The organism is Rhodanobacter aciditrophus (assembly GCF_042679525.1).
Classification (GTDB): Bacteria; Pseudomonadota; Gammaproteobacteria; order Pseudomonadales; family Marinomonadaceae; genus Marinomonas; species Marinomonas aciditrophus.
In genome coordinates this window covers 331,343-355,130 of sequence record NZ_JBHTMN010000007.1, presented here as the reverse complement: position 1 = coordinate 355,130, position 23,788 = coordinate 331,343, and the positions used below count along the sequence as shown (strand labels likewise).

The window sequence follows — 23,788 nt, the reverse complement described above, 5'->3', positions numbered from 1 at the left end:
AATTATGACAATTAAAGTTGGTATTAATGGGTTCGGTCGTATGGGGCGCCTCTCTTTTCGCGCCGCCTTTGACTGGGACGAAATAGAATTTGTCCAAATCAATGACCCAGCAGGCGATGCGGGAACCCTAGCTCATCTCATCACATTCGACTCTGTTCACGGCCGTTGGCACCACGAAGCCACTGCCGAGGGCAATGAGATGATCATCAATGGCCAGCGTATTCCATGCACACAAAACAAAGCCATTGGCGAAACAGATTGGTCTGGCTGTGATGTGGTGATCGAAGCCAGTGGCAAGATAAAAACCAAAGCCCTGCTTCAAGCTTACCTAGATCAAGGGGTAAAGCGTGTGGTGGTGACTGCCCCAGTGAAAGAAGAAGGCGTGCTCAACGTCGTTATGGGGGTTAACCATGATCTGTACGATCCAGCTAATCACCCCATCGTGACCGCTGCATCCTGTACCACAAACTGCTTAGCACCTGTGGTAAAAGTGATACATGAAAAGCTGGGGATTCAACACGGGTCCATGACCACTATCCATGACATCACCAATACCCAAACTATCTTGGATGCCCCCCACAAAGATCTGCGTCGCGCCCGCGCATGCGGTGCTAGCTTGATCCCAACCACTACGGGCTCCGCCACTGCCATCACTCATATCTTCCCTGAGCTGAAAGGTAAGCTAAACGGTCATGCGGTACGTGTGCCATTAGCGAATGCGTCGTTAACCGATTGTGTCTTTGAAGTCAGCCGCCCGACCACAGAAGCAGAAGTCAACGGCTTCCTAAAAGACGCAGCAGAGAACGAACTAAAGGATATCTTGGGTTACGAAGAGCGTCCTCTGGTGTCCGTGGATTACAAAACCGACCCCCGTTCCAGCATCATCGACGCCCTGTCTACCATGGTCATCAATGGCACACAGGTGAAGCTGTACGCTTGGTACGACAACGAATGGGGCTACGCCAACCGCACCGCTGAGCTAATGCGTATGGTTGGTCGTTTAGATCACAGCTGACCCCACCCTAACCCTCCCCTTGTTTCCTTAAGGGGAGGGAGCCACTCTTGGAGCCACTACGAGTAATGGATACACTAGCCAACCTTTCTCCAGCGATCCGCCAATACATGGTGGTCACAGGAAATTATTGGGCCTTCACGTTAACCGATGGCGCCTTGCGTATGCTGGTGGTGCTGTATTTCCATGGACTGGGCTACAGCCCACTGGAAATCGCCATGCTGTTTTTGTTTTACGAAATCTTTGGCGTGGTAACCAATCTCGTAGGGGGCTGGCTCGGAGCGCGGTTAGGGTTAAACCGCACCATGAACATTGGCCTGTTTCTGCAAATCCTCGCCTTGAGCATGTTGCTGGTGCCCGCCAGTGCCTTAACCGTACCTTGGGTTATGGCTGCCCAAGCCCTATCAGGTATTGCCAAAGACCTGAATAAGATGAGTGCCAAAAGCTCTATCAAGCTGTTGGTTCCCGGAGATGCCCAAGGGCAACTGTACAAATGGGTTGCCCTGTTAACCGGCTCTAAAAATGCGCTAAAAGGCGTAGGCTTCTTCCTTGGTGGCGCACTGTTGAGCTTATTTGGCTTTAAAGGTGCCGTGCTTGGCATGGCCGTCGTTCTCACCCTGGTGTGGATTGCAAGTCTCCTATCTCTCAAAAAAGATCTTGGAAAAGCCAAAAACAAACCGAAATTTGGCGATATCTTCTCGAAAAGTGCTGCGGTGAACTACCTCTCTGCAGCACGCCTATTTTTGTTTGGCGCGCGGGATGTTTGGTTTGTCGTGGCTCTACCCGTATTTCTGGCCAGTACGTTTGGCTGGGATCACTGGTACGTGGGTGGCTTCCTCGCTGCTTGGGTCATTGCCTATGGTATCGTTCAAGGTTTTGCCCCGCGCTTTACCGGTAAAGCATCTGGCAAGGTGCCTGATGGCCGACAAGCCCTACGCTGGGCCTTGGTACTAGGCATTATCCCCGCGGCCATTGCGTTAGCACTCACCTTCAACTGGCAAATAGAATTCGCCGTACTGGCTGGTTTGCTGGCATTTGGAGCAGTCTTCGCAATTAACTCCTCACTCCATAGTTACTTAATCGTCAGCTATGCAGGTCAAGATGGCGTTTCTCTTGATGTGGGCTTTTACTACATGGCCAATGCCATGGGTCGCCTTATTGGCACCCTATTGTCCGGCTGGCTGTATCAGGAATATGGCTTAGCCGTGTGCTTATGGGTGTCCGCTGGCTTTATCGGCTTAACCGCATTGATTTCGGTGAGGTTGCCTAGAACCAAGGAATAGGTTAAAAATACGCCAGATGAACCGTTTCTAAGTTCATCAATGGCTAGGACGCCATCAACTGAGGACTCAAAAGTCATGAACAACTAATCCCAACTAGAATTTTTGTTCGCAGGGAAGCAGAGCAAGATTTGTATGATTCGCCTATGTCTATCAGGGGAGTCACTCTTAAAACAGGCTAATGATGGCATCTAGGTTTTGATGGCATCAGCGCCAAGCTGCTCTCACCCCTTTCTTAACCTTGTCGTCTCGCGATAGACGCTCATTCGCCGCTTTCAACAGATCATGGTTTTCAGACAACCAATGAGAACAATGGGAAGAGTGCGTACAGCATCCTATGGTCCCGAGCGCCACTAAATAAGGTTCATGACAATGGAATGTAAAACCGACTTAAAATACCTTAAAACCTCAAAGATTCCTCGGGCAATTGAAGCCCTTTTAGAGCTAATCATCCAGTTAGCGGGGATAAGTATTGTCTACTTATCGTTTAAATATCTCTTATGGTTAACTGACGCATCGGACAATAGCCAAGACATCTTAATCAGTATGCTGCTATTACCATCGCTCTATATCTTAAAAGATGTCTATAAGATCGCAGAACCGTTCACCGTCAAAATCGAGATGCACCACAACAGGGTCGCCTCCCATCGAGGGTTTGCCACTAGGACGGAAGATGTGTTGGAGTTTATCCACTCTGAGAATCAAGAAAAGACCACCACACCGTTTGGCCGGCTTTTTGGCTACGCCACTATTCGGCTCTACTCTCCGGGTGGTTATATTGAGCTACCCTATGTTTGTCATCCGAAAGACGTGGAAGATCACATTACCTTCGCCAAGGAACAAAACAAGAAGGCTTAAAAAAGGTATCGACAAAAAAAAGCCCCCATAAAAGGGGCTTTTTATCAAATAAAACAGACCGTTAGGCTTTTTTGACGAACTTTGATTTCAGCATCATGTCACCTGCGCCATCCACCTTACAATCGATGTCATGGTCGCCATCAACAAAGCGCTTGATCGTCGCTTTAGTGCCCACTTTAAGCACTTGCGAAGAGCCTTTTACTTTCAGATCTTTGGCCAATGTGACCTTGTCCCCTTCCGCCAGCAAATTTCCATTTGCATCTTTTAGGATCAGCGCATCCTCATCAACCACTTCTTCATTTGGGTTCCATTCATGGGCACACTCTGGGCAGATCAACATGGATTGATCTTCGTAAACATACTCAGAGCTACAGTTTGGACAGGCCGGAAGACTCATATTCTAAAAACCTTTTATAAAAACCAGATTAAATGTGCGGGTATTATAACACCTTGAGAAGCGTTTTTTGTTAGCGATTATCGGCAAATATGCTTACATTTGTTGTTAAAGGAACTAACGTAAAAGAGCCCCTCATGATCAAACTACATACCCTATTGCTCAGCGGCTTAGTCGCAGGGACTATTTCTGGCTGCGCGACGACCGGTAGCGACACTAATTTAACTTATAAAAAAAGCCTGCCAATTGGCTTTCAACCTTGGGGCGTTATGAGTGTTACCAGTGACGAAGGATATCCTACTCGCACTGGGAACAGCTCCATCCGGTTTGAAGTACGTGACGGGGACTGTGCCCGTAACGACGTTTGGAGCGACTGTGATAATGACCGTCAGCGTCACGAGTTCACAACCAAGGGAACCTCTGGAGATGTTTGGTTTAACTGGTCGCTCTATATCCCAGAGGATTTTCCAAGTCTCTATCCATCTACTGTTACCTTAGGTCAATTTCATCAACGAAGTGGACCAAATCCACCTTTTTTGTTTCAAGTTTCCAACAAATGGGAGAATCAAAAAGCTGGCTACCGAATTGATAGGCAACAAAGGGGTGGCACGTCAGAAAACAAGCCTGTTATGCAAGACGAGGAGATGCGTGGAAAGTGGTCTGACATTCTTGTCCATGCTAACTTTAGAGCGGACTATCAAGGTTTTTTTCGGATCTACATCAACGGAGAAACTGTACCTAGATACCAGTATTCAGGCAGCACCATCGATAGCGATGGGGGAGCAGCCTACTTTAAATTTGGCATCTATCAGTCATTTATTTCACGCTACTTAGAATACGCTGGGGAAGGCGCAAAAACACCTACCCAGGTGGTTTATTATGATGATGTTTTCACATCCCCCCAGTGTACAAAAGCCGCCATATACTTCGATTGTGAAGCAATTGAACAGTACGAAGCAACGCTGCCAGCTCCGTCACCACCAGCAACTTACAAACGCGATGAAACCATTCTTTACTGGCGCTATTCATGCTTGGAAAAGCAGCTTATTGCGAATGACACCACTGAGTTAATGCCCAGTTCAAATGATATTCGCACGCTCGGTCGTGAACTCAAGGACTTTGACTCATATGTCTCACACTTCAAGCTACGCCAAATACTTGGAGCAGAGGTGGTGAACGCCCACAAAGAAGACCTGCTACACCTAGTGAATTTCCAAGGCACAACGGAAGAGTACTGCGCGTCCTTGTGAGCGGTCCTGTCGGACTAAAGTAAAACCTACTCCGCCACTAGAACTCTCAAGGCGACGCCAGCGGCGGCGGTGCGGTTTTCCACTCCGAGTTTGGGGAAGACTTGTTCCAGGTGCTTGTTAACGGTGCGTGGGCTCATTTCGAGGATTTCGCCAATCTCTCGGTTGGTTTTGCCATTGGCGATCCAGTAGAGCACTTGGGATTCACGCTCTGTCAGGGTGAGTTTGGATTTGAGCAGGTCTGCTCCAGCCAGTTTGTCCCCGTCTTCGAGTTTCACCAGTGCTTCGGATTGCTCGGTAAAGCCCATGAATTTTAGGGCAATGGGGTATTCTAAGCCTTGCAGGGTCAGGCTGTGCCCAGCTTCAGGCCTGTGATTAAGCCAGGTGCGTACTTGCGATGCCAGTTCTGACTCACGCCACTCTGGCGTAATCCGCGCCTTTGCCATGAGTGCATAGGCTTGGGGTGTCGCCCAAGCAACATCCCCTTGTCCATTAAAGGTCATCAAGTATTGTCCCATGCTGTCTAAGGCAGACTGGGCATTGTTACTCAAGCGGGCATTAGACAAATGCACCCGCATGCGAGCGATGAGTTCATTAGGCTGAATGGGTTTGGTGAGATAGTCCACGCCCCCCGCTTCCAGTCCACGAACAATGTCATCGGTTTCGCTCAGGCCGGTCATAAAGATCACTGGAATACTGGACAAGCTCGGATCCGCCTTCAAGGCACGGCAAGTCTCAAAGCCATCCATATTAGGCATGATGGCATCCAGCAAGATGATGTCTGGACGAATACGCTTGGCAATGGTCAAAGCTTGGCGACCTTCCAAGGCCACCAAAACATCCATATTGGCGGACTCTAAGGCATCATGAATCATGCTAAGGGCATCAGGGGAGTCATCTACCACTAATACGATGTCGCTGTGAGTTGTCCCATTCATCATGTTAATTACCGTCAGAGGCCGAATGTTGTTGTAAGTACTGGGCAATGCCGTCGAACTGGAAGCTTTTGTAGAGGGATTCTAACTGTTCCAGATGAGCATCGCTGATTATATGCTGTGCACGGATTTGATCCAGCACGCCACGGACACCTTTTTTGTAGCCCATTTGCGCAAACGCTGTCAGTTCGCGGATACTTTCATGGTCTGGAATCGGCGTCAGATCTGGGCTGTCTGATTCTTGTTCAGGGGCACTGGCCGCCGGATCAAACAAACTCACCCCATGGGCAGCTTCGGTTTCTTGATAGACCCATTCCAATGCCAACCAATGCTGTAATGTATCCAACAGAGCACTGTTTTTCACTGGTTTAACAATGTATTGGTTAAAGGCATTAGCCTCTTCTGGCCCTCGCTGATTCTCTTGGGCATCCGCCGACAGCATGACGATTGGGGCCCCATAGTTTCGCTCCCGCAACACCTTCGCGAGAGTTAAACCATCCATTCCAGGCATGGACACGTCTAAGATGAACAGATCAGGGGAGCAGGTCGCAAGCTCTTCCAAGCAAGCGTTCGCATCCGCTGCCTCAATGACGTTAAATCCTAAAGGCACCAAGATATCCGACAACAGCCCTCGCACCACCGGATCATCGTCTACCACCATGATGGTACGTTGATAACCTCGGTAACTGACGATCCGCTTAGACACACTCGGCAAGGACGTGGGCTGGCTGAGCCACGGCAACATCAAGCTGACTTTGAACTCACTGCCTTCCCCCACTTTAGAATGGGCTTGAAGATCCCCGCCCATGATGTCCGTCAACAGCTTCACTATGGTCAAACCTAATCCGGTACCCGGTAGGTTTGCGGTGCTTACGTCACGTACCCGCTCAAAGGGGTCGAAAATGCGCTGCAGATGCTCCTCTTTGATACCCAATCCAGTATCCCGAATCACAAACTCCGCCACCTGGTTACGATAGTTCACTTCAAACACAACCGAGCCTTTTGGCGTATATTTCACCGCATTTGACAGCAGATTGATCAGAATTTGCCGTAATCTCTTTTCGTCTGTGACCACGTGATTCGGCAAGGGCGCGAGGATTTTCGCTTGAAAGGTGATCCCCTTTTCCCGGGCTTGCATGGCAAACATGCTGTTAAGCTGATCAATCAACTTGGGTAGATCCACGGTGTTGCGATACAGGTCAAAGCGTCCCGCTTCGATCTTAGAAATATCCAATAGCCCTTCGATCAAATCCGCCAAATACATGCCACTGCGCTGAATAATATCCAACCCGTTTTGATGTCCGGAGGGGGTATTTTCCTTTTCCGACAGCAATTGTGCATAACCAATAATGGATTGCAGGGGCGTTCGAAGCTCATGACTAATCCCACTGAGATAGCGGCTCTTGGCTTCGTTGGCATGTTCCGCTTGCTCCTTCGCACTTTGTAGCGCCAAATCGGTTTCTTTATGGGCCTCGATCTCCCGAGTTAGCTTACGGGTTTGTCGATTGGATTCTTTTTGGGCCACCACTCGGCTTTCATGGGCCAACAAAAATAACCATGACAACACTCCAGACACAATCAACAACGTAAAAAACAGCGCCCACATGGCTTCTTGTAGCAACAGGGATTCACTGGGGGTTTCCGGCGCCATCTGACGATAGATCAGCATCATCAAGGCGGCGTTAATGATGTTGATGGAGACCAGCAGGGAAATGAACCGACCAAGTCTTGAACTGAGTGCCTTCACCGTACGTTTAGGCAAAAACAACTTAAGGAAATAGTCGCTCTGCTGGCTAATACTCGCCTGAGGCTTACAGCTATCAAGACAACGCACATCCAAAGAGCAACAAAGAGAACAAATAGGCTGCTGATAGGCGGAACAAAAGCTCATGTCTTCTGCTTCAAAGGGGTTCTCACAAATGCCACAGGTTAAAGTGACCAGACGATTAGGATGTCGCGCTTGCTCAATGGTCAGCAAGGGCACCAGCTCTGGGCTTTGGCGAGCGATGTAGTATTTCCCCTTAGTGATCCAAGCAATCAAGGGCACGCAGACAAAGCAGGCCGCAATGGAAATAAAGTGCGACAAACTCTTCGCCACCTCACCAAACACCCCCAAATAACTAATTAAACCAAGGGTGGTAGCGATCAACATGGAGCCAGTGCCCACAGGGTTGATGTCATACAGGTGCGCCCGCTTGAATTCCACGTAATTGGGGCTCAAACCAAGAGGCTTATTAATCAATAAATCCGCTGACAAGCTCGACAACCAACTCACCGCACTGATGGCAAACACACTCAAGATAGCGCCCAAGGCTTGGTAAATACCCAGTTCCATTAACAACAGGGCAATGGTGACATTAAACACCAACCACACCACGCGGCCGGGATGGGAGTGGGTCAAGCGAGAGAAGAAATTCGACCAAGCAATGGAGCCAGCGTAGGCGTTGGTCAAATTGATTTTCATCTGACAAATGAACACAAACACCGCCGCCAGCATCAAGGCAATGGCTGGGGAAGTGGTCAAAAATAGGAAAATGCGCTGATACAAATAAGTAGGGTCCGTGGCCTGTAGCGCCGTCGCCCCTTCTGAAATAGCCAAATAGGCCAAAAATGACCCCAGCAGCATCTTGATGGCCCCCATAAAGACCCAACCGGGTCCTGCAAGAATCAGCCAAAACCACCACTTTTTACGGTTTTCTGGGGTCTTCTTCGGGAAAAAGCGTAGGTAATCCACTTGTTCGCCGATTTGTGCCATAAGGGCAAATAGTACCGACGCCGCCGCGCCAAATAACACCCAATTGAACCCCGTATCTTGGGGCAAATGGGCTGGGACGTACTCGGTCCAGCCGTAAAAATTTTGGTATTCCTGAGTCACCACCACACCGATGGCGGCAAACTGTAGCACTAGCCAAATCCATTGAGTGCCGTTTTGAAAACGGCTAATTGCCCGAATCCCATGGGTCACAATGGGAATCACAAATAAAGCCGATAAGGCGTAACCAATGGGTAATGGAATGCCCAGCAGCACCTCCAAGGCCGAAGCCAAAATGGCCGCCTCGATGGCAAAAAAGATAAAGGTGAAGGTGGCGTAAATCAGGGACGTGATGGTGGAGCCCAGATAGCCAAAGCCCGCCCCACGGGTCAACAGATCAATGTCTAGGCCATGTTTCGCAGAGTGGTATGCGATGGGAAAACCAGTAATGAAAAACACCGCCAGCACCGTCAGGATAGCCGCTACCGCGTTGGTAAAGCCGTATCCTAATGTAATCACCGCCGCCAAGCCTTCGAGCGCTAAAAATGCCGCCGCGCCTAGGGCCGTGTGCCCCACTCGCTCGATGGTCATGGTATGCCCCTGCTTGGACGTATAGCGTAGGGCATAGTCTTCAAGGGTTTGATCGGCCACCCACTTGTTATAGTGGCGCCGGACTTTAAAAATCTTTTGCGCGGCTGTCATAGCACCTCAATGAACAGTGGGCACACAGGGTTACCCACTGCATTTTATTGGCCTATCTATCGATAGGTTGCCTTTATACGACCGCTTTAGCGGGCGGAATTTCTTTCGCTTCTAACATGCCTTCGGAAACAATGAACTGAATGATGTCATCCAGTCCTTGGGCGGCTTTTAAGTTAGAGAACACAAAGGGACGGGGGCCACGCTGGGCTTTCGCATCTTCGTCCATGACCTCTAAGGATGCCCCCACTAAAGGTGCCAAATCGATCTTGTTGATGATCAGCAGGTCGGATTTAGTAATACCCGGACCACCTTTACGGGGAATCTTATCCCCAGCAGACACATCAATCACATAGATGGTTAGGTCAGACAGCTCTGGGCTAAAGGTCGCACTGAGATTATCACCACCTGACTCCACGAATACCACGTCTAATTCACCATGGCGTTCTAACAGTTGATCAATGGCGGCTAGGTTCATGGAGGCATCTTCACGAATCGCCGTATGGGGACAACCACCGGTCTCCACCCCTATGATGCGATCAGCTTCTAAGGCTTCGTGGCGGGTTAAGAATTTAGCATCTTCTTGGGTATAAATGTCATTGGTTACCACGGCGATGTTGTAATGCTCGCGCATGGCAGAACACAGGGAACGTAGCAAAGCCGTTTTACCTGATCCCACTGGACCACCTACGCCAACGCGCAGTGTTTGTTTTGGTTTACTCATGTTTCCTTCCTCTTTGTATGGGTCAGGCGATCTTCTATGAACGGAATAATCGCGAATATTGAGTTTCATGTAAGCAGCTGGCAATGGCCACCGCAGGTAAGCCTGCGCCAATGTCGTCCTCGTCCAGCTGGTCGGCCAGAGTAATGGCCTCCATTAATACGGGTTGCAGCTTCCCTAATAGTTTTTGCGCTTGAGTTTGCCCAAGAGGCACTAACTTAGTGGCTGCGGCAATTTGATTTTCTAGCCAAGACCAAGCAAATCCTAAGGCAGCAGTGTCATAGTCGATCTGCCAATGTTTTGCCGCAATGGCAAATAACACAACAAAACTGATGTCTTCCAATCGCACAAAAGGCGTGGGGATCTCCAAGCTTCGTAACAGACGTGCTAGGGCTTCTCCCATAGCGGTGTCATTTAGGCGCAGCTCCTTGGTCTCACGGCAGGCCAACACAAGATCGTTTAATTCAACGATGCGACCTTCGTCTTGAGTGCCCCAGGCGTCCATGGCCAAGCGCAACACAGGCAAATCCACTCGAGCTAGGGACTGGGTTAACTGTAAGGCGGTCCAATCCGCCACCTGTTGTTGCTTGGTCACCCAGCCAGTCTCTATGGCGTATTCCATCCCTTGGGAAAAGGCATAACCTCCCACTGGCAAACTCACGCTACTGAGCTGCATGATACGCAGCATGGCCTGATTAGTGGTGGTGATGACCATGGCTATAGGCCCCTGATTCTGGATTAAATACCCCCTGCTCATGGGTGACGACTAGACCAAGGAGGTGCAGCATTTCTTCCAATACGTGGTCTGGTTTAATGCGCAACCAACGCTCTCCCACTTCCACCTTGGTGTGGCGGTTGCCTAGGTGATAACAGGCTTTGGAAAAGGTCGTCCAATCGTCACAGCTAGCGTGGGCGATGTCTTCTGTTGCACCAAGGATTTGAATGGTTTTACCGCACTCAGAGCGTAGATATTCCCCTACTAGTAGAGGCTTACCACGCTCCAAAAACACACGAATGTCTTCGCCGTTTTCGCCGGTTAACTTCAGACGTCCACGTTCCCGTTGTTCATGATCTAAAACCACTGTGGTGTACACCTCATCGTGGCAATGGGTGCCAAGGCGAGTATAAATGTCCAACATATCCAATTCCTTAAAACAGGTTATACAACTGAGCCAAAGGCAGCTGCTCGGCAGGCTCACAGGTCAGTAATTCACCATCGGCGCGCACTTCATAGGTTTGCGGGTCTACCGTGATGTTGGGCATCCAAGCGTTGTGCACCATGTCTGATTTACTGATGTTGCGGGTGTTTTTACAGGCCACCAAGGTACGATCCAAACCCAGCTGTTCCTTAATGCCATTTTTCAATGCGGCTTCTGACACAAAAGTCACAGAGGTAGCGGCACTGGCTTTACCAAAGGAGCCAAACATAGGACGGTAATGCACAGGTTGCGGCGTAGGAATGGAAGCATTCGGGTCACCCATGGGAGCGCTGGCGATCATGCCACCTTTGATGATCATGGAAGGTTTCACCGCGAAGAATGCAGGCTTCCACAAAACCAGATCCGCCAGTTTGCCCGGCTCAATAGAGCCTATTTCATGGCTCACCCCGTGGGCGATGGCAGGGTTGATGGTGTATTTGGCGATGTAGCGTTTAGCGCGGAAGTTGTCGGCACCGATTGTCACATCTTCTGGCAGTAGGCCAAATTGCTGCTTCATCTTATGGGCCGTTTGCCAAGTACGGGTCACCACTTCCCCCACTCGCCCCATGGCTTGGGAATCTGATGAGATCATGGAGAAGGCACCACGATCGTGGAAAATGTCTTCTGCTGCGATGGTTTCCTTACGAATACGTGAATCCGCAAAGGCAACGTCTTCAGGGATATTGCTGTCTAAGTGGTGACACACCATCAACATATCCAAATGCTCATCCACCGTGTTGTGAGTGTAAGGACGGGTTGGGTTGGTGGACGATGGTAAAACGTTTGGATGACCCGCTGCACGGATGATATCCGGTGCGTGACCACCGCCAGCACCCTCAGTATGGTAAGTGTGGATCACTCGATCTTTGAAGGCGTTCAGGGTGCTGTCCACAAACCCCGACTCGTTTAGGGTATCCGTATGGATCGCCACCTGAACGTCGTATTTCTCCGCAACGGACAAACAGCAGTCGATGGACGCTGGTGTGGTGCCCCAGTCTTCATGGAGTTTTAAACCACAGGCCCCGGCTTCTAATTGCTCTTCCAAGGCTTCCGGCAGGCTGGCGTTACCCTTTCCTAGGAAGCCTAAGTTCATAGGCATGCTGTCGGTGGCCTGCATCATCTTACCCAGATACCAAGGACCAGAGGTACAAGTGGTTGCATTGGTGCCTGTGGCTGGCCCTGTGCCGCCACCAATCATGGTGGTGACCCCTGAGGTTAGGGCTTCTTCAATTTGCTGTGGGCAGATAAAGTGAATGTGAGCATCGATGCCACCCGCGGTCAGAATCGAGCCTTCACCGGCGATGACTTCCGTGCCCGGCCCTACCACGATGTCCACGTTATCTTGTACGTCTGGGTTACCGGCTTTGCCCACTTTGAAAATGCGGCCATTCTTAACGCCCACATCCCCTTTAACAATCCCCCAGTGATCCAGCACCAAGGCATTGGTAATCACTAGGTCGACGGCCACGTCGTTGGTGAGCTGACTTTGCCCCATGCCATCACGAATTACCTTGCCGCCACCGAATTTCACTTCGTCTCCGTAGGTGGTGAAATCCTTCTCCACTTGAATCCAAAGATCTGTGTCCCCCAAGCGCACTCGGTCACCAGTGGTCGGGCCAAACATCTGTGCATAGCTGTGTCTGTCCATCGTTGCCATTAGCCTTCTCCCTCTGTTAAGCGACCCATGACATCACCACGGAAGCCATAAATGGTCTTTGTACCGGCGTATTCCACCAGCTCCACCTCACGACCTTGGCCGGGCTCAAAGCGTACAGCGGTGCCAGAGGCAATGTTCAGGCGGTAGCCTTTTGCTTGCTCTCGCTCAAATACTAACGCGGGGTTAACCTCGTAAAAGTGGTAATGGGAGCCGATCTGCACCGGACGGTCGCCGGTGTTTTCTACTCGTAATGTGAGGGTCTTGCGGCCTTCGTTTAAATTGATCACACCGTCAGCGACCTGAATTTCTCCTGGAATCATGTTGCCTCCTGCTTAGTTGATCGGATTATGAACGGTGACTAGCTTAGTGCCGTCAGGAAAGGTCGCTTCCACTTGAACCTCGTGGATCAAGTCTGCCACCCCGTCCATGACTTGCTCGGCACTGAGCAAGGTTTTACCAAAGGCCATCAGCTCCGCTACGGTTTTGCCATCTCGAGCACCTTCGATGATTTCCATGGTGATGTAGGCCATGGCTTCTGGGTAGTTCAGCTTCAAACCTCGATTCAAACGGCGCTCCGCCAACAGTGCCGCGGTAAAAACCAGCAGCTTATCTTTTTCTCTTGGTAGTAATTCCATGGTGTCACCTTTTTAGGTCGCAATAGGTTTAATCAATGTCTCAGACGCAGAATCAAGTGGCCCAAATACGCGGGGCGCAGGCGTCTTTTGCTAACAGTTCTGGGCGCAACACACCCCAGCACTGGGTAAACAGTCGTTTCATTTTTTCGCTGTCATGGCTGAGGCTGCGCACCACGACAAATTCATCTACTAGGGTCACCCCTGATACACCGTCTGCGTCTCGGCACAGCTGACGTAAACGCTCTAAAGCATCGTCATCAAACGCAGTAAACGGCCCAGCCAACATCAAGCCATTCACAGGACACCCTTGTAATCCGGCTTGTCCACCCATGAGGGTCTGACTCTGAGCATCCACCCGCAACCGCTCTCGCAATCGCAAACGGCCATCCACACGAATCTGAAAACTCTGGTCAGCATGGCCAACACCAAAATCCAGCTGATTCGCTGGCAGCCCAAAGCAGGTGATTTCCCAGCCGATAAAGCGGCCATTGGCGGATAATTCGATCTGGTTACGTAAACGGGTATTGGCGTCAGGGTAGAGGATGGTTTCTTGAGGGAGCCATTCCATGATGGCGTCCTTGGGAACGTTCAGGCGGGTCGTTTGGCACTGTAACGTACGATCGGGGCGAGCCTTGTAGACCCGCCCCGCTCCGGGGGTGGTGATTAATACATGGGTGTCGGGGGCTTGGTTTGATTCGATCACCAGCTCATCCCCAGACACTAAACCGCCCGGAGGATGAAGCAAATAGATGTGTGCGGTATCTGGCCCTTCTGGATAGAAGGGCTTTTGCACATATAAGGGACCTTTGTGATCGCAGGTTTTTAATACTGTGCCCCGAGCCGTTTTGGTAAAACCTAGGGTTAGGTAGGCTTGCCATTGGCTCCCTTGGGGTGGGCGCTCGTCAGCGCTGACCTTTGGGGTCACAGCTTCACTCACTAGACTCATGTCACTCCTTAGTCTGCAGGATTCAATACCTTGGGGTTACACCGCAAGGTATTGTTTAATCAGCTCGTCGTTGAGATTTTCCATCTTGTCAGCCGCCACAATACGACCTTTTTCCATTAAGCGGAACTCTTTCCCCACACGACGGGCGAAGCCAAGCTTCTGCTCAATCAAGATAACCGTCAGGCCTTCCTCTTCGTTGAGCTTCAAAATGACGTCCCCAATTTGCTTCACGATATTCGGTTGAATCCCTTCATTGGGCTCGTCCAAGATCAGTACTTTAGGCTCTAACACAAGGGCGCGACCAATGGCCAACTGCTGTTGTTGACCACCCGATAAGTCGCCGCCACGACGATGGAGCATTTCTTTCAGTACCGGAAACAGCTCAAAAATTTTCTCCGGGATCTCTTTGCTTTTGCGCACTGGCAAACCAATACGTAGGTTTTCTTCCACCGTCAGCATAGGGAAGATGTCGCGACCTTGGGGCACATAGCCAATGCCTGCGTAGGCGCGGCGTTCGGCGCTTTGCTTATGGAGCGCTTCATCACCCATGGTGATCTCACCTTTTTGGATTGGCAACAGGCCCATAATAGCCTTCATCAGGGTGGTTTTACCCACTCCGTTGCGCCCCATGATGCAGGTAATGGAACCCGGCACTATATCTAAGTTCAAATCCCAAAGAATTTGCGTACCGCCGTAAAGCTGGCTGACGTTATTAATCGAAATCATGTTTAAGCCTCCGCCGCTTCTTCGCCAAGGTACACTTCGATGACGTCCTTGTTGTTTTGAATTTGATCCATGGTGCCTTCTGCTAAGACGGAACCTTGGTGCAATACTGTTACTGTGCGGGCAATGCTGCGAACAAATTCCATATCATGCTCCACCACAATAACGGTGCGCTCCCCAGCCAAAGACGTGAGCAACTCGGCGGTGCGTTCCGTCTCCTGAGCCGTCATGCCCGCCACCGGTTCGTCGATCAATAACAACCTAGGATCTGATACAAGGAGCATGCCAATCTCCAGCCATTGCTTTTGTCCATGGGACAAGGCACCAGCCTTCATAAAGCGTTGATCTTTAAGGCCAATTATCTTCAGCACTTCATCAATCCGATCAATTTCACTAGGAGATAAACGGGCAAACAAAGTCTGAATCACACGCTTGTCGGTCTTCAGGGACAACTCTAAATTGTCGAACACGGTTTGTTCTTCAAACACCGTAGGTTTTTGGAATTTACGTCCAATCCCCAACTGGGCAATGTCCGCTTCGTCCTTGGTCAGTAGATTGTGGGTCTGACCAAAATAGACGGTGCCTGAGTCACATTGGGTTTTACCTGTAATCACGTCCATTAGGGTGGTTTTACCGGCGCCATTGGCACCGATCAAACAACGCAATTCCCCATCTTTTACGTACAGGTTCAGGTCATTTAGAGCCTTAAAACCGTCGAAGCTCAGATTTAAGCCTTCCACATAGAGAATCATCTGATTCGAGACATCCACCTTAGCGGCTTGCTCCGGCGCTAAAAATGGCCACACTTGGTCACGGCGAAAAGTCTCTCGCAGGCCTTGAATGGATTGATCTAATGCACTCATGATTGCACCTCCTGACCGCTGGGTTGACGACGTTTAGACTTCAGCTGGCCGTACAAGCCGACCAGACCTTTTGGTAGGAACAAGGTCACCAAGACAAACAGAGCCCCCAGTGCAAATAACCAGCCGTCTGGCATGATGGCGGTAAAACGTGTTTTCGCATAATTCACTAACAGGGCACCAACGATGGCGCCGATCAAGGTGCCACGACCGCCAACAGCTACCCAAATCACCACTTCAATGGAGTTGATCGGAGAGAACTCACCTGGGTTAATGATGCCCACCTGAGGTACGTATAACGCCCCAGCCACCCCAGCAATCACAGCGGAGTAAACAAACAACCATACTTTGTAGCGCTCCGTGCGATAGCCGATAAAGCGAGTACGTGCTTCGGCATCACGAACCGCCAAGGTCACCTTACCCAAACGGGACGAAAGAATACGCTGACTGACCACCAAGATGAGGGCCAGCATCAAGGCCGTGATCACAAATAAGGACACACGGGTGCTGTCTGCCTGCAAGTCGAAGCCAATGATTTCTTTAAAATCCGTCAGACCATTATTGCCACCAAAGCCCATTTCGTTACGGAAGAAGGCCAACAAGAGCGCATAGGTCAGGGCTTGAGTCATGATCGACAAATACACCCCAGTCACACGGGAGCGGAACGCCAACCAGCCAAACACAAAGGCCAATAACCCCGGCACTACCACCGCCATGATCATGGCGAACCAAAACTGATCCATCCCCAGCCAAAACCAAGGCAACTCCTGCCAGTCCAAGAACACCATGAAGTCAGGCAACACCGGGTGACCATATACACCACGGTCACCGATCTGGCGCATCAGGTACATACCCATGGCGTAACCACCCAAGGCAAAGAACGCCCCGTGGCCCAAACTCAAGATGCCGCAGTAGCCCCAGATGATGTCCACTGCAAGAGCCAGCATGGCGTAGCACAAATACTTGCCCAACAAGGTAATGCTGTAGGTACTGACGTACAGAGGCGAATCCGGCGGCAGCAATAGGTTTGCCCCCGAAGCCAACACAGTAATCGCCAGCAATAGAATCACGAATGGCAGGGTGTACTTGCCTGATGAGCGACCTTCTGAGAACCACTTGATCACCTTGCTCATTCTGCTGCCCTCCCTTTTTGTGGAAACAGCCCTTTAGGACGTTTTTGAATAAATAGGATGATGAACACCAGCACCAAGATCGCAGCCAACACAGCCCCAGTGGTGGGTTCCAAGAATTTCGTTGCGATACCTAAAGTGAACGCTGCCACCAAGGTGCCAAGCAGATTGCCCACACCGCCGAACACCACCACCATGAAGGAATCAATGATGTAGGCTTGGCCCAAGTTTGGCCCTACGTTGGTTAGCTGGGACAAGGCCACACCGGCAATACCAGCAATGCCAGAACCAAGACCAAACGTCATGGCATCGACCCATTCGGTTTTGACCCCCATGGCTTTTGCCATGCTGCGGTTTTGGGACACGGCACGCACATTTAGGCCCAAGGAGCTTTTCTTCAAAATGAGCACCAAGGCGATGAATACCAAGAGCGCAAACGCCAAGATATACAAACGGTTAAGGGTGAGGGACAGCACTGGGTTGATGTCCCATGAGCCGCTCATCCAGCTTGGTGCAGAAACCTGACGGTTAAGGGGAGAGAAAATCGTACGCACCAACTGTTGTAAGATCAGACTGATACCAAAGGTCGCCAGTAGCGTTTCCAAAGGGCGGCCATGCAAACGACAAATCACAAGACGCTCGATCAATACGCCCATTAAGCCCGATACCAAGAATGCCGCCGGGATCGCGACGATAATGGAGTAATCGATGTAATTCGGCATCAACAACTGCACCACATAAGTCGTGTAAGCCCCCAGCATGATCATCTCCCCGTGGGCCATATTGATTACGCCCATCACACCAAAGGTGATCGCCAAGCCAATGGACGCCAGCAAGAGCACAGAGCCAAGGCTTAAACCGAAGAACAACTGATCCACCAAGGCGTAGCGCTCTACCTGCTGATTAATGCTGACCAAGGCCTTTTCTGCGGCGCTGGCAATGGCGGGAGCCGGATCGTTTTGCAAACGAACAAGGACGTTACGCACGTCATTTTCTAGGCTGTCCCCAAGACGCTCAATGGCATCCAAACGCACGCTGACAGAGTTATCCGATTGCTGGGCGATGTACATGGAAAGCGCCGTGCTCATCATGTCTTTTACATCGCTGTTGGTTTCCTCAGGGTATAACGATTCCAAGGTTGCGAAGGTGTCATCATCTAACTCGGTGAGCAATGCGCGAACTGCCCCTTCGCGCACCCCAGCGTCTTTAGACGTCAACTGAATACGTGCGATCACACCTCGTAATAGGCCTCGCAGCTTGTTGTTTACTTTGATTTTTCTGACATCACGACTGGTCAAAGTGGCAATCGTTTCAGCCGTAAAAGGATCTTGATAGGTGTCTTCGCCTTTGACTTCCACCTCCACGACTAATCGACCTTGGTCGCGGGTATAATGAAGATCACCTTCCAGCCAAGCGCGAAACACGGGCAGCAATTCTTCACCACCGGCGGTCTCCAGCTGCTCGACCATATCAGGCATTTTGGATAATTTGGCTTCGGTTAGATCTTGCAACAAGCCTTGTGTGGTCGGCGTCAGGGCCGCTGCGGTGTTGCAAAACACACTTAAGAAGAGAAACAGAGAGATAAGAACTTTCAAGGTCATTCTCCAGGATTGATCAAATTTAGGCAGTCGAAAAAAGGCTCCTTGAATCTCAAGGAGCCAAGTTTTAACCCTGGGAGGCAGTCAGATTAGTAGTTCTGACCAGAACAGGTTTTCGTTTTGGTGTTGTAGTTGCCACACTTGATCGGAGCCGTCCAATCGGCAATCAGATCTTTAGAGCCAGGCAAGAAGTCAGACCAAGCGTCACCTGCCACCACACCGTCAGTTTCCCAAACCGTTTCAAACTGACCGTCGTCTTGAATCTCGCCAATCAGTACTGGCTTGCTCAAGTGATGGTTTTTGTTCATCACGGCGATACCGCCAGTTAGGTTAGGGGTTTCTTGACCGATCATGGCTTGCTCAACCGCATCCACGTCTGTTGTACCCGCTTCTGTTACCGCATTTACCCACATGTTAAAGCCGATGTAAGTGGCTTCCATTGGGTCGTTACTTACGCGCTCTGGGTTCTTAGTGAAAGCTTGCCACTTAGTGATGAACTCTTCGTTTTCATCGGTTTCAACACTTTGGAAGTAGTTCCAAGCAGCCAAGTGACCTACCAATGGTTCAGTATCCAAACCAGACAACTCTTCTTCACCTACAGAGAAGGCCACCACAGGAATGTCTTCAGAGGAAATACCTTGGTTACCTAGCTCTTTGTAGAAAGGCACGTTAGCGTCACCGTTGATGGTCGATACCACAGCAGTTTTCTTGCCTTCGCTACCGAACTTAGAAATATCCGATACGATAGACTGCCAATCAGAATGACCAAATGGCGTGTAGTTGATCATGATGTCTTCGTCCGCCACACCCATATCTTTTAGGTAAGCTTCTAGAATCTTGTTCGTAGTACGTGGGTACACGTAATCAGTTCCCGCCAATACCCAACGCTCAACACCCAATTCATCTTTCAAGTAGTTAACCGCTGGGATTGCTTGTTGGTTCGGCGCAGCGCCTGTGTAAAACACGTTTTTGGACGACTCTTCCCCTTCGTACTGAACGGGGTAAAACATCAAACCATTTAACTCTTCGATTACTGGCAATACGGACTTACGAGAGACCGATGTCCAGCCACCGAAAATGACGTCTACGTCGTTTTCAGTCAGTAGCTCACGAGCTTTTTCTGCAAACAAAGGCCAGTTAGACGCAGGGTCAACAACAACTGCTTCTAACTTTTTGCCTAGCAAGCCGCCTTTTTTGTTTTGCTCGTCCACCATCATCAACACAGTGTCTTTTAGAGTTGTTTCAGAAATCGCCATGGTGCCTGACAAAGAGTGCAGCACGCCGACTTTGATGGTATCGGCTGCCATAGAAGGCAGAGCGATGAGCGTTGCACCAGACAGTGCAATCGCAGAAGCAATCGTCTTGAGTTTCATGATTTAAGTCGTCCTATGTGATTTTTGATTTTATGAGCCGATCAGCAAGTGGCAGGTAGAACACCTACCACTTCATAACCAGTTCACTCAGTATTCAAAAATCACATGGAAAACGGTATGCGCTAAACACCCTAGTGATATACGTCATTTGACGTAGTGGCGTCTGTTACACCCACCAGTGCCCAAGCAACGCGATGATAGGAAGTGTGATTAAGGTACGCAGAATGAAGATAACCGCCAGTTCAACAAAATTCAGAGGAATCTTAGATTTCATCAGCAGCAAACCGACTTCTGACATGTAAATAAGCTGAGTCATGGAGACACCGGCGATCACAAATCGTGTTAATTCACTCTCGATACCCTTGCCAACAATAGCGGGCAAGAACATATCCGCGAAACCAACTAAAAACGCAGGTGCAGCCTTAGCGGCCTCAGGAATTTGCAGCAAATCAAGCAGTGGAATAATAGGCTTCGACAACCACACAAAAATTTGAGTGTACTCGGTCAACGCCATCGCAATGGTGCCAATCGCCATCACCAGAGGCAGCAAGCCAAACCAGATATCAGCCACATTATGCAGACCCATTTTCACCACTTGCCCAGCTTTAGGCGCCTTGCTAGCCCGAGCTACTGCTTGATGAAGCCCCCACCTAAACAGAGAAATATCCCCATGATTGTCTTCTGTCAGTTGCTTACCCACTCCTTCAACGTATTCGTCTTTTTTCCAGCACAAGGGCGGTAGCCTTGGGGTAATAATCGCTGCAATCAAACCGGCAATTAAAACTGAAGCATAAAATTCAATAAATAGGTGATCGATACCAATAAAGCTAGCAACCACCAAGCTGAATGCGATGGAAGCAATAGAAAAATTCGTGGCAATGACGGCGGATTCTCGCTTTGAGTAAAATCCCCCTTCATACTGTTGCGTAGTAATCAGAACACCAACCGTCCCAGAGCCAATCCAAGACGCTACCGCATCAATAGATGAACGCCCTGGCAGGCGAAAAATTGTCCTAAAAACATTACGTACCAAAGTCCCTACAAATTCCATTAAGCCAAAATCGACTAATAAGGGCAGCAACAATGATGCAAAAAAGAAAAAGGTAATTAAGGCAGGAGCCAAGTCGTATAAAACAACGCCACCAGTATTGCGATCCCAAATCCACTCAGGCCCTACTTCTTGCCAAGTACAGATCACAAATACTGCACCTAATACCCGTAGCAGTAACCATGGCAAACTTACCTTAAAAATTGATTGAAGAGCCTTTTTCTTCGGGGAAATGAAAAGAGAAAACACCACTGATAGCACGGCAGAAAAACTGAGCAAGAACACAGTAATACCAGGCAAATAATCCTTAAGCACAAGCTTAAAGTAATCGGAGATAACCCCCATACCAATGGTCACTTTGCCATCAATGAAAATGGGGACTAAAAAAAATAGCGCCCCGATAAGAGAGGGAATAATAAATTTCAAATAATCTGATTGGGTAAAGCAACGATTACCATCATCCTGATCACCCAAAACCACCTGCCCTGCTTCCAAGGTATCTTTATTCTGGCTCATATTTGTTCCTGCTTTATATTATTGTATATGACATTTTTTCGCCTCGTCAGCCACTGAATCAATATCTGCGAGATCTAGTTTTAAAGTGCTTGGCGCTCAGGCTTCATGGTCTGGGAGGACGCTAAAAACACGCTGAAGAAAGCACCTGAACGCCTAGCATAAGACTTTGATTTTTATAACTTATCTGTATGCCACACCGGGCAATACGCAGAGCATTTCGTAGAGCAAGCTGGGAGGTGTTGCCACTCACGTCGTAAGGAGGAGACACTTCCACTAGGTCACCACCAACGATGTTCAATCCTTTACAACCACGGACGATTTCCAACGCTTGGATCGAAGTCAAACCACCCACTTCTGGAGTACCTGTACCCGGTGCCCAAGCAGGGTCGATGCCGTCGATATCAAAGGAAATGTAGATCGGTGTATCTCCCACTTTTTCGCGGATTTCCGCCATCAGCGGCGCTAGGGATTTGTGCCAGCAGTCTTCTGCGGTATACAAGGTAAAGCCCTGCTGGGTTCCCCATTTAAAGTCTTCTGAGGAGTAGCCTTGGGCGCGCTGACCAATCTGGAACACGCGGTCACAGTCCAGCAAGCCTTCTTCCACTGCACGACGGAAGGTGGTGCCATGGGCGATCTTCTCACCAAACATGTTGTCATTGGTGTCCGTATGGGCATCGATGTGGATCAAGGCCACAGGGCCATGTTTCTCTTTGATAGCACGCAAGATAGGGAGCGTCAGAGTGTGATCACCGCCCAACGTCAGAGGGATCAGTGAGTATTGGTTTAGAGCTTTGTAATACTGCTCAATGATGTCCACAGACTTCAGCAGGTTATAGGTGTTGATCGGCACATCACCGATGTCTGCCACCGAAAGGGCATCAAATGGTGCTGCCCCCGTCGCCATGTTGTAAGGGCGAATCATCACAGATTCGGCGCGAATCTGGCGGGGACCGTAACGCGTTCCCGCACGCTGGGAAGTACCCACGTCCAGCGGGATGCCGATAAAGGCCGCATCCAAGCCTTCTAAGTTTTCGACAAATGGCAGACGCATCATGGTGGCACGGCCGGCGAAACGCGGTACGTCGTTGCCACTCTGCGGTTGATGGAAGATTTTGTCCATAGAACGTTAACCTTAATTCTTTTATTCGTGACTGGTTTTTTAATCTGGCTTAAATCAATATTGTTAAAATAAATATTCGAATTAAATAGAAGATTAGAAATAGTTACTTCATGAATTACTGAAGTATTAAAACCGTTAGAGTCATACCCTTATGAAGAACAAAAGAGTCAACATCCGTCTGCTAGAAGTGTTTGTGTCCGTAGTACGTCACCAGGGCTATTCCGGTGCGCAACAGGACTTAAACCTGACAACCTCAGCCATCAGCAACTACATGAGTGAACTAGAAGAGCATGTGGGGTTTGTATTATGTCGACGAGGGCGATCAGGCTTTATGCTGACGGAAAAAGGCCAAAAGTATCTGCAATATGTGGAGACCTTTTTAGAAGAATTCGACGTTTTAGAGAAAGCTTCTCTGGCTTTGGACGGCAATGAAATAGGCACTTTCAATCTTGCCATACTAGACGCCACAGTGATGGATAAAACCCTAAACATCCCAGAAATCATTGGCGCGTTTCACGATACCTTCCCCGCCATGCAGTTAAATCTCTTGATTCGCAGCCCCCATGAATTAGCACAAGGGGTACTGGATGAGCGCTTTGATGCGGCCATTGGCACCTTCCCTTCCAAGGTGAACAACCTTGTGGACATGCCTCTTTACAAGGAACAACATTGGCTCTATTGCAGCGATCAGCACCCCCTGTTTAACAGTCAGATGCCCGCCATTGAAGAAATCAAAAACTACGGCGTTGTCAGTCGCAGTTATTGGAAAAGTTCCGATTTGCGCAAACGGGGTTTCGGCTACAGCACCGCCACCGTTGATACCATGGAAGCGCAACTGGCGCTGATCTTGTCAGGCCGTTACGTTGGCTATTTGCCGGAACATTATGCGGAGCAATACATGAAGCAAAACCTGCTTAAGCCTATTAATCCCAGCGTTTTCGGCTTCCAAGCGCCATTTTCGCTAGTCTTTAAACGAGGGCGATCAAGGGACGTGGCCATCAAAAAGCTTCGTGATTTGACCCTTAACCACAGTCGCTCCAAATCAGGCCAACCAAAACATTAGGTAAACCTAATAAATGAATTGT

22 protein-coding genes are annotated in these 23,788 nt (G+C 49.6%); 5 read left to right on the top strand and 17 right to left on the bottom strand.

Features of this window, described 5'->3' with window-relative positions; translation table 11 throughout:
* Positions 1 to 4 precede the first annotated feature (4 nt).
* From ACFQ45_RS06980 to ACFQ45_RS06970, 3 genes are all read left to right on the top strand, one after another.
* Positions 5 to 1,015: an ArsJ-associated glyceraldehyde-3-phosphate dehydrogenase gene (locus tag ACFQ45_RS06980; RefSeq protein WP_377366278.1), complete on the top strand. Its 1,011-nt coding sequence runs from the start codon at positions 5 to 7 to the stop codon at positions 1,013 to 1,015.
* 65 nt (positions 1,016 to 1,080) lie between these two features.
* On the top strand, positions 1,081 to 2,295 hold the full coding sequence (gene arsJ / locus ACFQ45_RS06975) for an organoarsenical effux MFS transporter ArsJ (protein ID WP_377366277.1): 1,215 nt from the start codon (positions 1,081 to 1,083) through the stop codon (positions 2,293 to 2,295).
* 369 nt (positions 2,296 to 2,664) lie between these two features.
* Positions 2,665 to 3,150, top strand: coding sequence for a PH domain-containing protein (locus ACFQ45_RS06970; protein WP_377366276.1), 486 nt, complete (start codon positions 2,665 to 2,667; stop codon positions 3,148 to 3,150).
* Between the two features lie 61 nt (positions 3,151 to 3,211).
* On the opposite strand, the gene ACFQ45_RS06965 is transcribed toward ACFQ45_RS06970, so the two are convergent.
* Positions 3,212 to 3,547 carry a zinc ribbon domain-containing protein YjdM gene (locus ACFQ45_RS06965; protein WP_377366275.1) on the bottom strand — a complete coding sequence of 112 codons (336 nt, stop codon included), beginning with the start codon at positions 3,545 to 3,547 and terminating at the stop codon, positions 3,212 to 3,214.
* Positions 3,548 to 3,681: 134 nt separating this feature from the next.
* Here ACFQ45_RS06965 and ACFQ45_RS06960 point away from each other — a divergent pair, with 134 nt between their 5' ends.
* A complete protein-coding gene (locus ACFQ45_RS06960; RefSeq protein ID WP_377366274.1) occupies positions 3,682 to 4,794 on the top strand; it encodes a heparin lyase I family protein in 1,113 nt (370 codons plus the stop codon).
* 26 nt (positions 4,795 to 4,820) lie between these two features.
* On the opposite strand, the gene ACFQ45_RS06955 is transcribed toward ACFQ45_RS06960, so the two are convergent.
* The 16 genes from ACFQ45_RS06955 to speB form a co-directional block, all read right to left on the bottom strand.
* Complete coding sequence (locus ACFQ45_RS06955; protein ID WP_377366273.1) at positions 4,821 to 5,732, bottom strand: response regulator; 912 nt, start codon at positions 5,730 to 5,732, stop codon at positions 4,821 to 4,823.
* A 1-nt stretch (position 5,733) separates the two neighbouring features.
* Complete coding sequence (locus ACFQ45_RS06950; protein ID WP_377366272.1) at positions 5,734 to 9,180, bottom strand: hybrid sensor histidine kinase/response regulator; 3,447 nt, start codon at positions 9,178 to 9,180, stop codon at positions 5,734 to 5,736.
* Between the two features lie 73 nt (positions 9,181 to 9,253).
* Positions 9,254 to 9,901: an urease accessory protein UreG gene (gene ureG, locus ACFQ45_RS06945; RefSeq protein WP_377366271.1), complete on the bottom strand. Its 648-nt coding sequence runs from the start codon at positions 9,899 to 9,901 to the stop codon at positions 9,254 to 9,256.
* Positions 9,902 to 9,935: 34 nt separating this feature from the next.
* Complete coding sequence (locus ACFQ45_RS06940; RefSeq protein WP_377366270.1) at positions 9,936 to 10,613, bottom strand: urease accessory protein UreF; 678 nt, start codon at positions 10,611 to 10,613, stop codon at positions 9,936 to 9,938.
* Positions 10,594 to 11,037 (bottom strand): urease accessory protein UreE, encoded by a 444-nt coding sequence (ureE, locus tag ACFQ45_RS06935; RefSeq protein WP_377366269.1) that lies wholly within the window; start codon positions 11,035 to 11,037, stop codon positions 10,594 to 10,596. The genes ACFQ45_RS06940 and ureE overlap by 20 nt, the downstream gene beginning before the upstream one ends.
* A 10-nt stretch (positions 11,038 to 11,047) precedes the next feature.
* Positions 11,048 to 12,754, bottom strand: coding sequence for an urease subunit alpha (ureC, locus tag ACFQ45_RS06930; RefSeq protein ID WP_377366268.1), 1,707 nt, complete (start codon positions 12,752 to 12,754; stop codon positions 11,048 to 11,050).
* Entirely contained in the window at positions 12,754 to 13,074 is a 321-nt protein-coding gene (locus tag ACFQ45_RS06925) for an urease subunit beta (protein ID WP_377366267.1), read from the bottom strand. Before ACFQ45_RS06925 ends, ureC begins: the two co-directional genes overlap by 1 nt.
* Positions 13,075 to 13,086: 12 nt before the next feature.
* On the bottom strand, positions 13,087 to 13,389 hold the full coding sequence (locus ACFQ45_RS06920) for an urease subunit gamma (RefSeq protein ID WP_055463059.1): 303 nt from the start codon (positions 13,387 to 13,389) through the stop codon (positions 13,087 to 13,089).
* Between the two features lie 52 nt (positions 13,390 to 13,441).
* Positions 13,442 to 14,335: an urease accessory protein UreD gene (locus ACFQ45_RS06915; RefSeq protein ID WP_377366266.1), complete on the bottom strand. Its 894-nt coding sequence runs from the start codon at positions 14,333 to 14,335 to the stop codon at positions 13,442 to 13,444.
* Positions 14,336 to 14,371: 36 nt separating this feature from the next.
* Entirely contained in the window at positions 14,372 to 15,061 is a 690-nt protein-coding gene (gene urtE / locus ACFQ45_RS06910; protein ID WP_377366265.1) for an urea ABC transporter ATP-binding subunit UrtE, read from the bottom strand.
* 2 nt (positions 15,062 to 15,063) lie between these two features.
* On the bottom strand, positions 15,064 to 15,921 hold the full coding sequence (gene urtD, locus ACFQ45_RS06905; protein ID WP_377366264.1) for an urea ABC transporter ATP-binding protein UrtD: 858 nt from the start codon (positions 15,919 to 15,921) through the stop codon (positions 15,064 to 15,066).
* Positions 15,918 to 17,051, bottom strand: a complete 1,134-nt coding sequence (urtC, locus tag ACFQ45_RS06900; RefSeq protein WP_377366263.1) for an urea ABC transporter permease subunit UrtC — start codon at positions 17,049 to 17,051, stop codon at positions 15,918 to 15,920. The genes urtD and urtC overlap by 4 nt, the downstream gene beginning before the upstream one ends.
* On the bottom strand, positions 17,048 to 18,643 hold the full coding sequence (gene urtB / locus ACFQ45_RS06895) for an urea ABC transporter permease subunit UrtB (RefSeq protein ID WP_377366262.1): 1,596 nt from the start codon (positions 18,641 to 18,643) through the stop codon (positions 17,048 to 17,050). Before urtB ends, urtC begins: the two co-directional genes overlap by 4 nt.
* Before the next feature lie 92 nt (positions 18,644 to 18,735).
* The gene (gene urtA / locus ACFQ45_RS06890; protein WP_377366261.1) at positions 18,736 to 20,019 is read right to left on the bottom strand and encodes an urea ABC transporter substrate-binding protein; all 1,284 of its coding nucleotides are present in this window, start codon (positions 20,017 to 20,019) and stop codon (positions 18,736 to 18,738) included.
* A 166-nt stretch (positions 20,020 to 20,185) separates the two neighbouring features.
* Positions 20,186 to 21,583: a YjiH family protein gene (locus ACFQ45_RS06885; protein ID WP_377366260.1), complete on the bottom strand. Its 1,398-nt coding sequence runs from the start codon at positions 21,581 to 21,583 to the stop codon at positions 20,186 to 20,188.
* 121 nt (positions 21,584 to 21,704) lie between these two features.
* The gene (gene speB / locus ACFQ45_RS06880; RefSeq protein WP_377366259.1) at positions 21,705 to 22,703 is read right to left on the bottom strand and encodes an agmatinase; all 999 of its coding nucleotides are present in this window, start codon (positions 22,701 to 22,703) and stop codon (positions 21,705 to 21,707) included.
* A gap of 151 nt (positions 22,704 to 22,854) precedes the next feature.
* On the opposite strand from speB, the gene ACFQ45_RS06875 reads away from it, so the two are divergent.
* Entirely contained in the window at positions 22,855 to 23,766 is a 912-nt protein-coding gene (locus tag ACFQ45_RS06875) for a LysR family transcriptional regulator (protein WP_377366258.1), read from the top strand.
* Positions 23,767 to 23,788: the final 22 nt, after the last annotated feature.

Excerpts from the sequence above, each read along its gene's own strand:
- urtA (WP_377366261.1), bottom strand. The coding sequence starts at position 20,019 with ATGAAACTCAAGACGATTGCTTCTGCGATTGCACTGTCTGGTGCAACG.
- ACFQ45_RS06960 (WP_377366274.1), top strand. The coding sequence starts at position 3,682 with ATGATCAAACTACATACCCTATTGCTCAGCGGCTTAGTCGCAGGGACT.
- ACFQ45_RS06965 (WP_377366275.1), bottom strand. The coding sequence starts at position 3,547 with ATGAGTCTTCCGGCCTGTCCAAACTGTAGCTCTGAGTATGTTTACGAA.
- ACFQ45_RS06950 (WP_377366272.1), bottom strand. The coding sequence starts at position 9,180 with ATGACAGCCGCGCAAAAGATTTTTAAAGTCCGGCGCCACTATAACAAG.
- ACFQ45_RS06915 (WP_377366266.1), bottom strand. The coding sequence starts at position 14,335 with ATGAGTCTAGTGAGTGAAGCTGTGACCCCAAAGGTCAGCGCTGACGAG.
- ACFQ45_RS06955 (WP_377366273.1), bottom strand. The coding sequence starts at position 5,732 with ATGATGAATGGGACAACTCACAGCGACATCGTATTAGTGGTAGATGAC.
- urtC (WP_377366263.1), bottom strand. The coding sequence starts at position 17,051 with ATGAGCAAGGTGATCAAGTGGTTCTCAGAAGGTCGCTCATCAGGCAAG.
- ACFQ45_RS06940 (WP_377366270.1), bottom strand. The coding sequence starts at position 10,613 with ATGGTCATCACCACCACTAATCAGGCCATGCTGCGTATCATGCAGCTC.
- urtD (WP_377366264.1), bottom strand. The coding sequence starts at position 15,921 with ATGAGTGCATTAGATCAATCCATTCAAGGCCTGCGAGAGACTTTTCGC.
- ACFQ45_RS06980 (WP_377366278.1), top strand. The coding sequence starts at position 5 with ATGACAATTAAAGTTGGTATTAATGGGTTCGGTCGTATGGGGCGCCTC.
- ureC (WP_377366268.1), bottom strand. The coding sequence starts at position 12,754 with ATGGCAACGATGGACAGACACAGCTATGCACAGATGTTTGGCCCGACC.
- ureG (WP_377366271.1), bottom strand. The coding sequence starts at position 9,901 with ATGAGTAAACCAAAACAAACACTGCGCGTTGGCGTAGGTGGTCCAGTG.
- speB (WP_377366259.1), bottom strand. The coding sequence starts at position 22,703 with ATGGACAAAATCTTCCATCAACCGCAGAGTGGCAACGACGTACCGCGT.
- ACFQ45_RS06970 (WP_377366276.1), top strand. The coding sequence starts at position 2,665 with ATGGAATGTAAAACCGACTTAAAATACCTTAAAACCTCAAAGATTCCT.
- urtE (WP_377366265.1), bottom strand. The coding sequence starts at position 15,061 with ATGATTTCGATTAATAACGTCAGCCAGCTTTACGGCGGTACGCAAATT.
- ACFQ45_RS06925 (WP_377366267.1), bottom strand. The coding sequence starts at position 13,074 with ATGATTCCAGGAGAAATTCAGGTCGCTGACGGTGTGATCAATTTAAAC.
- ACFQ45_RS06885 (WP_377366260.1), bottom strand. The coding sequence starts at position 21,583 with ATGAGCCAGAATAAAGATACCTTGGAAGCAGGGCAGGTGGTTTTGGGT.
- ACFQ45_RS06920 (WP_055463059.1), bottom strand. The coding sequence starts at position 13,389 with ATGGAATTACTACCAAGAGAAAAAGATAAGCTGCTGGTTTTTACCGCG.
- arsJ (WP_377366277.1), top strand. The coding sequence starts at position 1,081 with ATGGATACACTAGCCAACCTTTCTCCAGCGATCCGCCAATACATGGTG.
- ureE (WP_377366269.1), bottom strand. The coding sequence starts at position 11,037 with ATGTTGGACATTTATACTCGCCTTGGCACCCATTGCCACGATGAGGTG.
- ACFQ45_RS06875 (WP_377366258.1), top strand. The coding sequence starts at position 22,855 with ATGAAGAACAAAAGAGTCAACATCCGTCTGCTAGAAGTGTTTGTGTCC.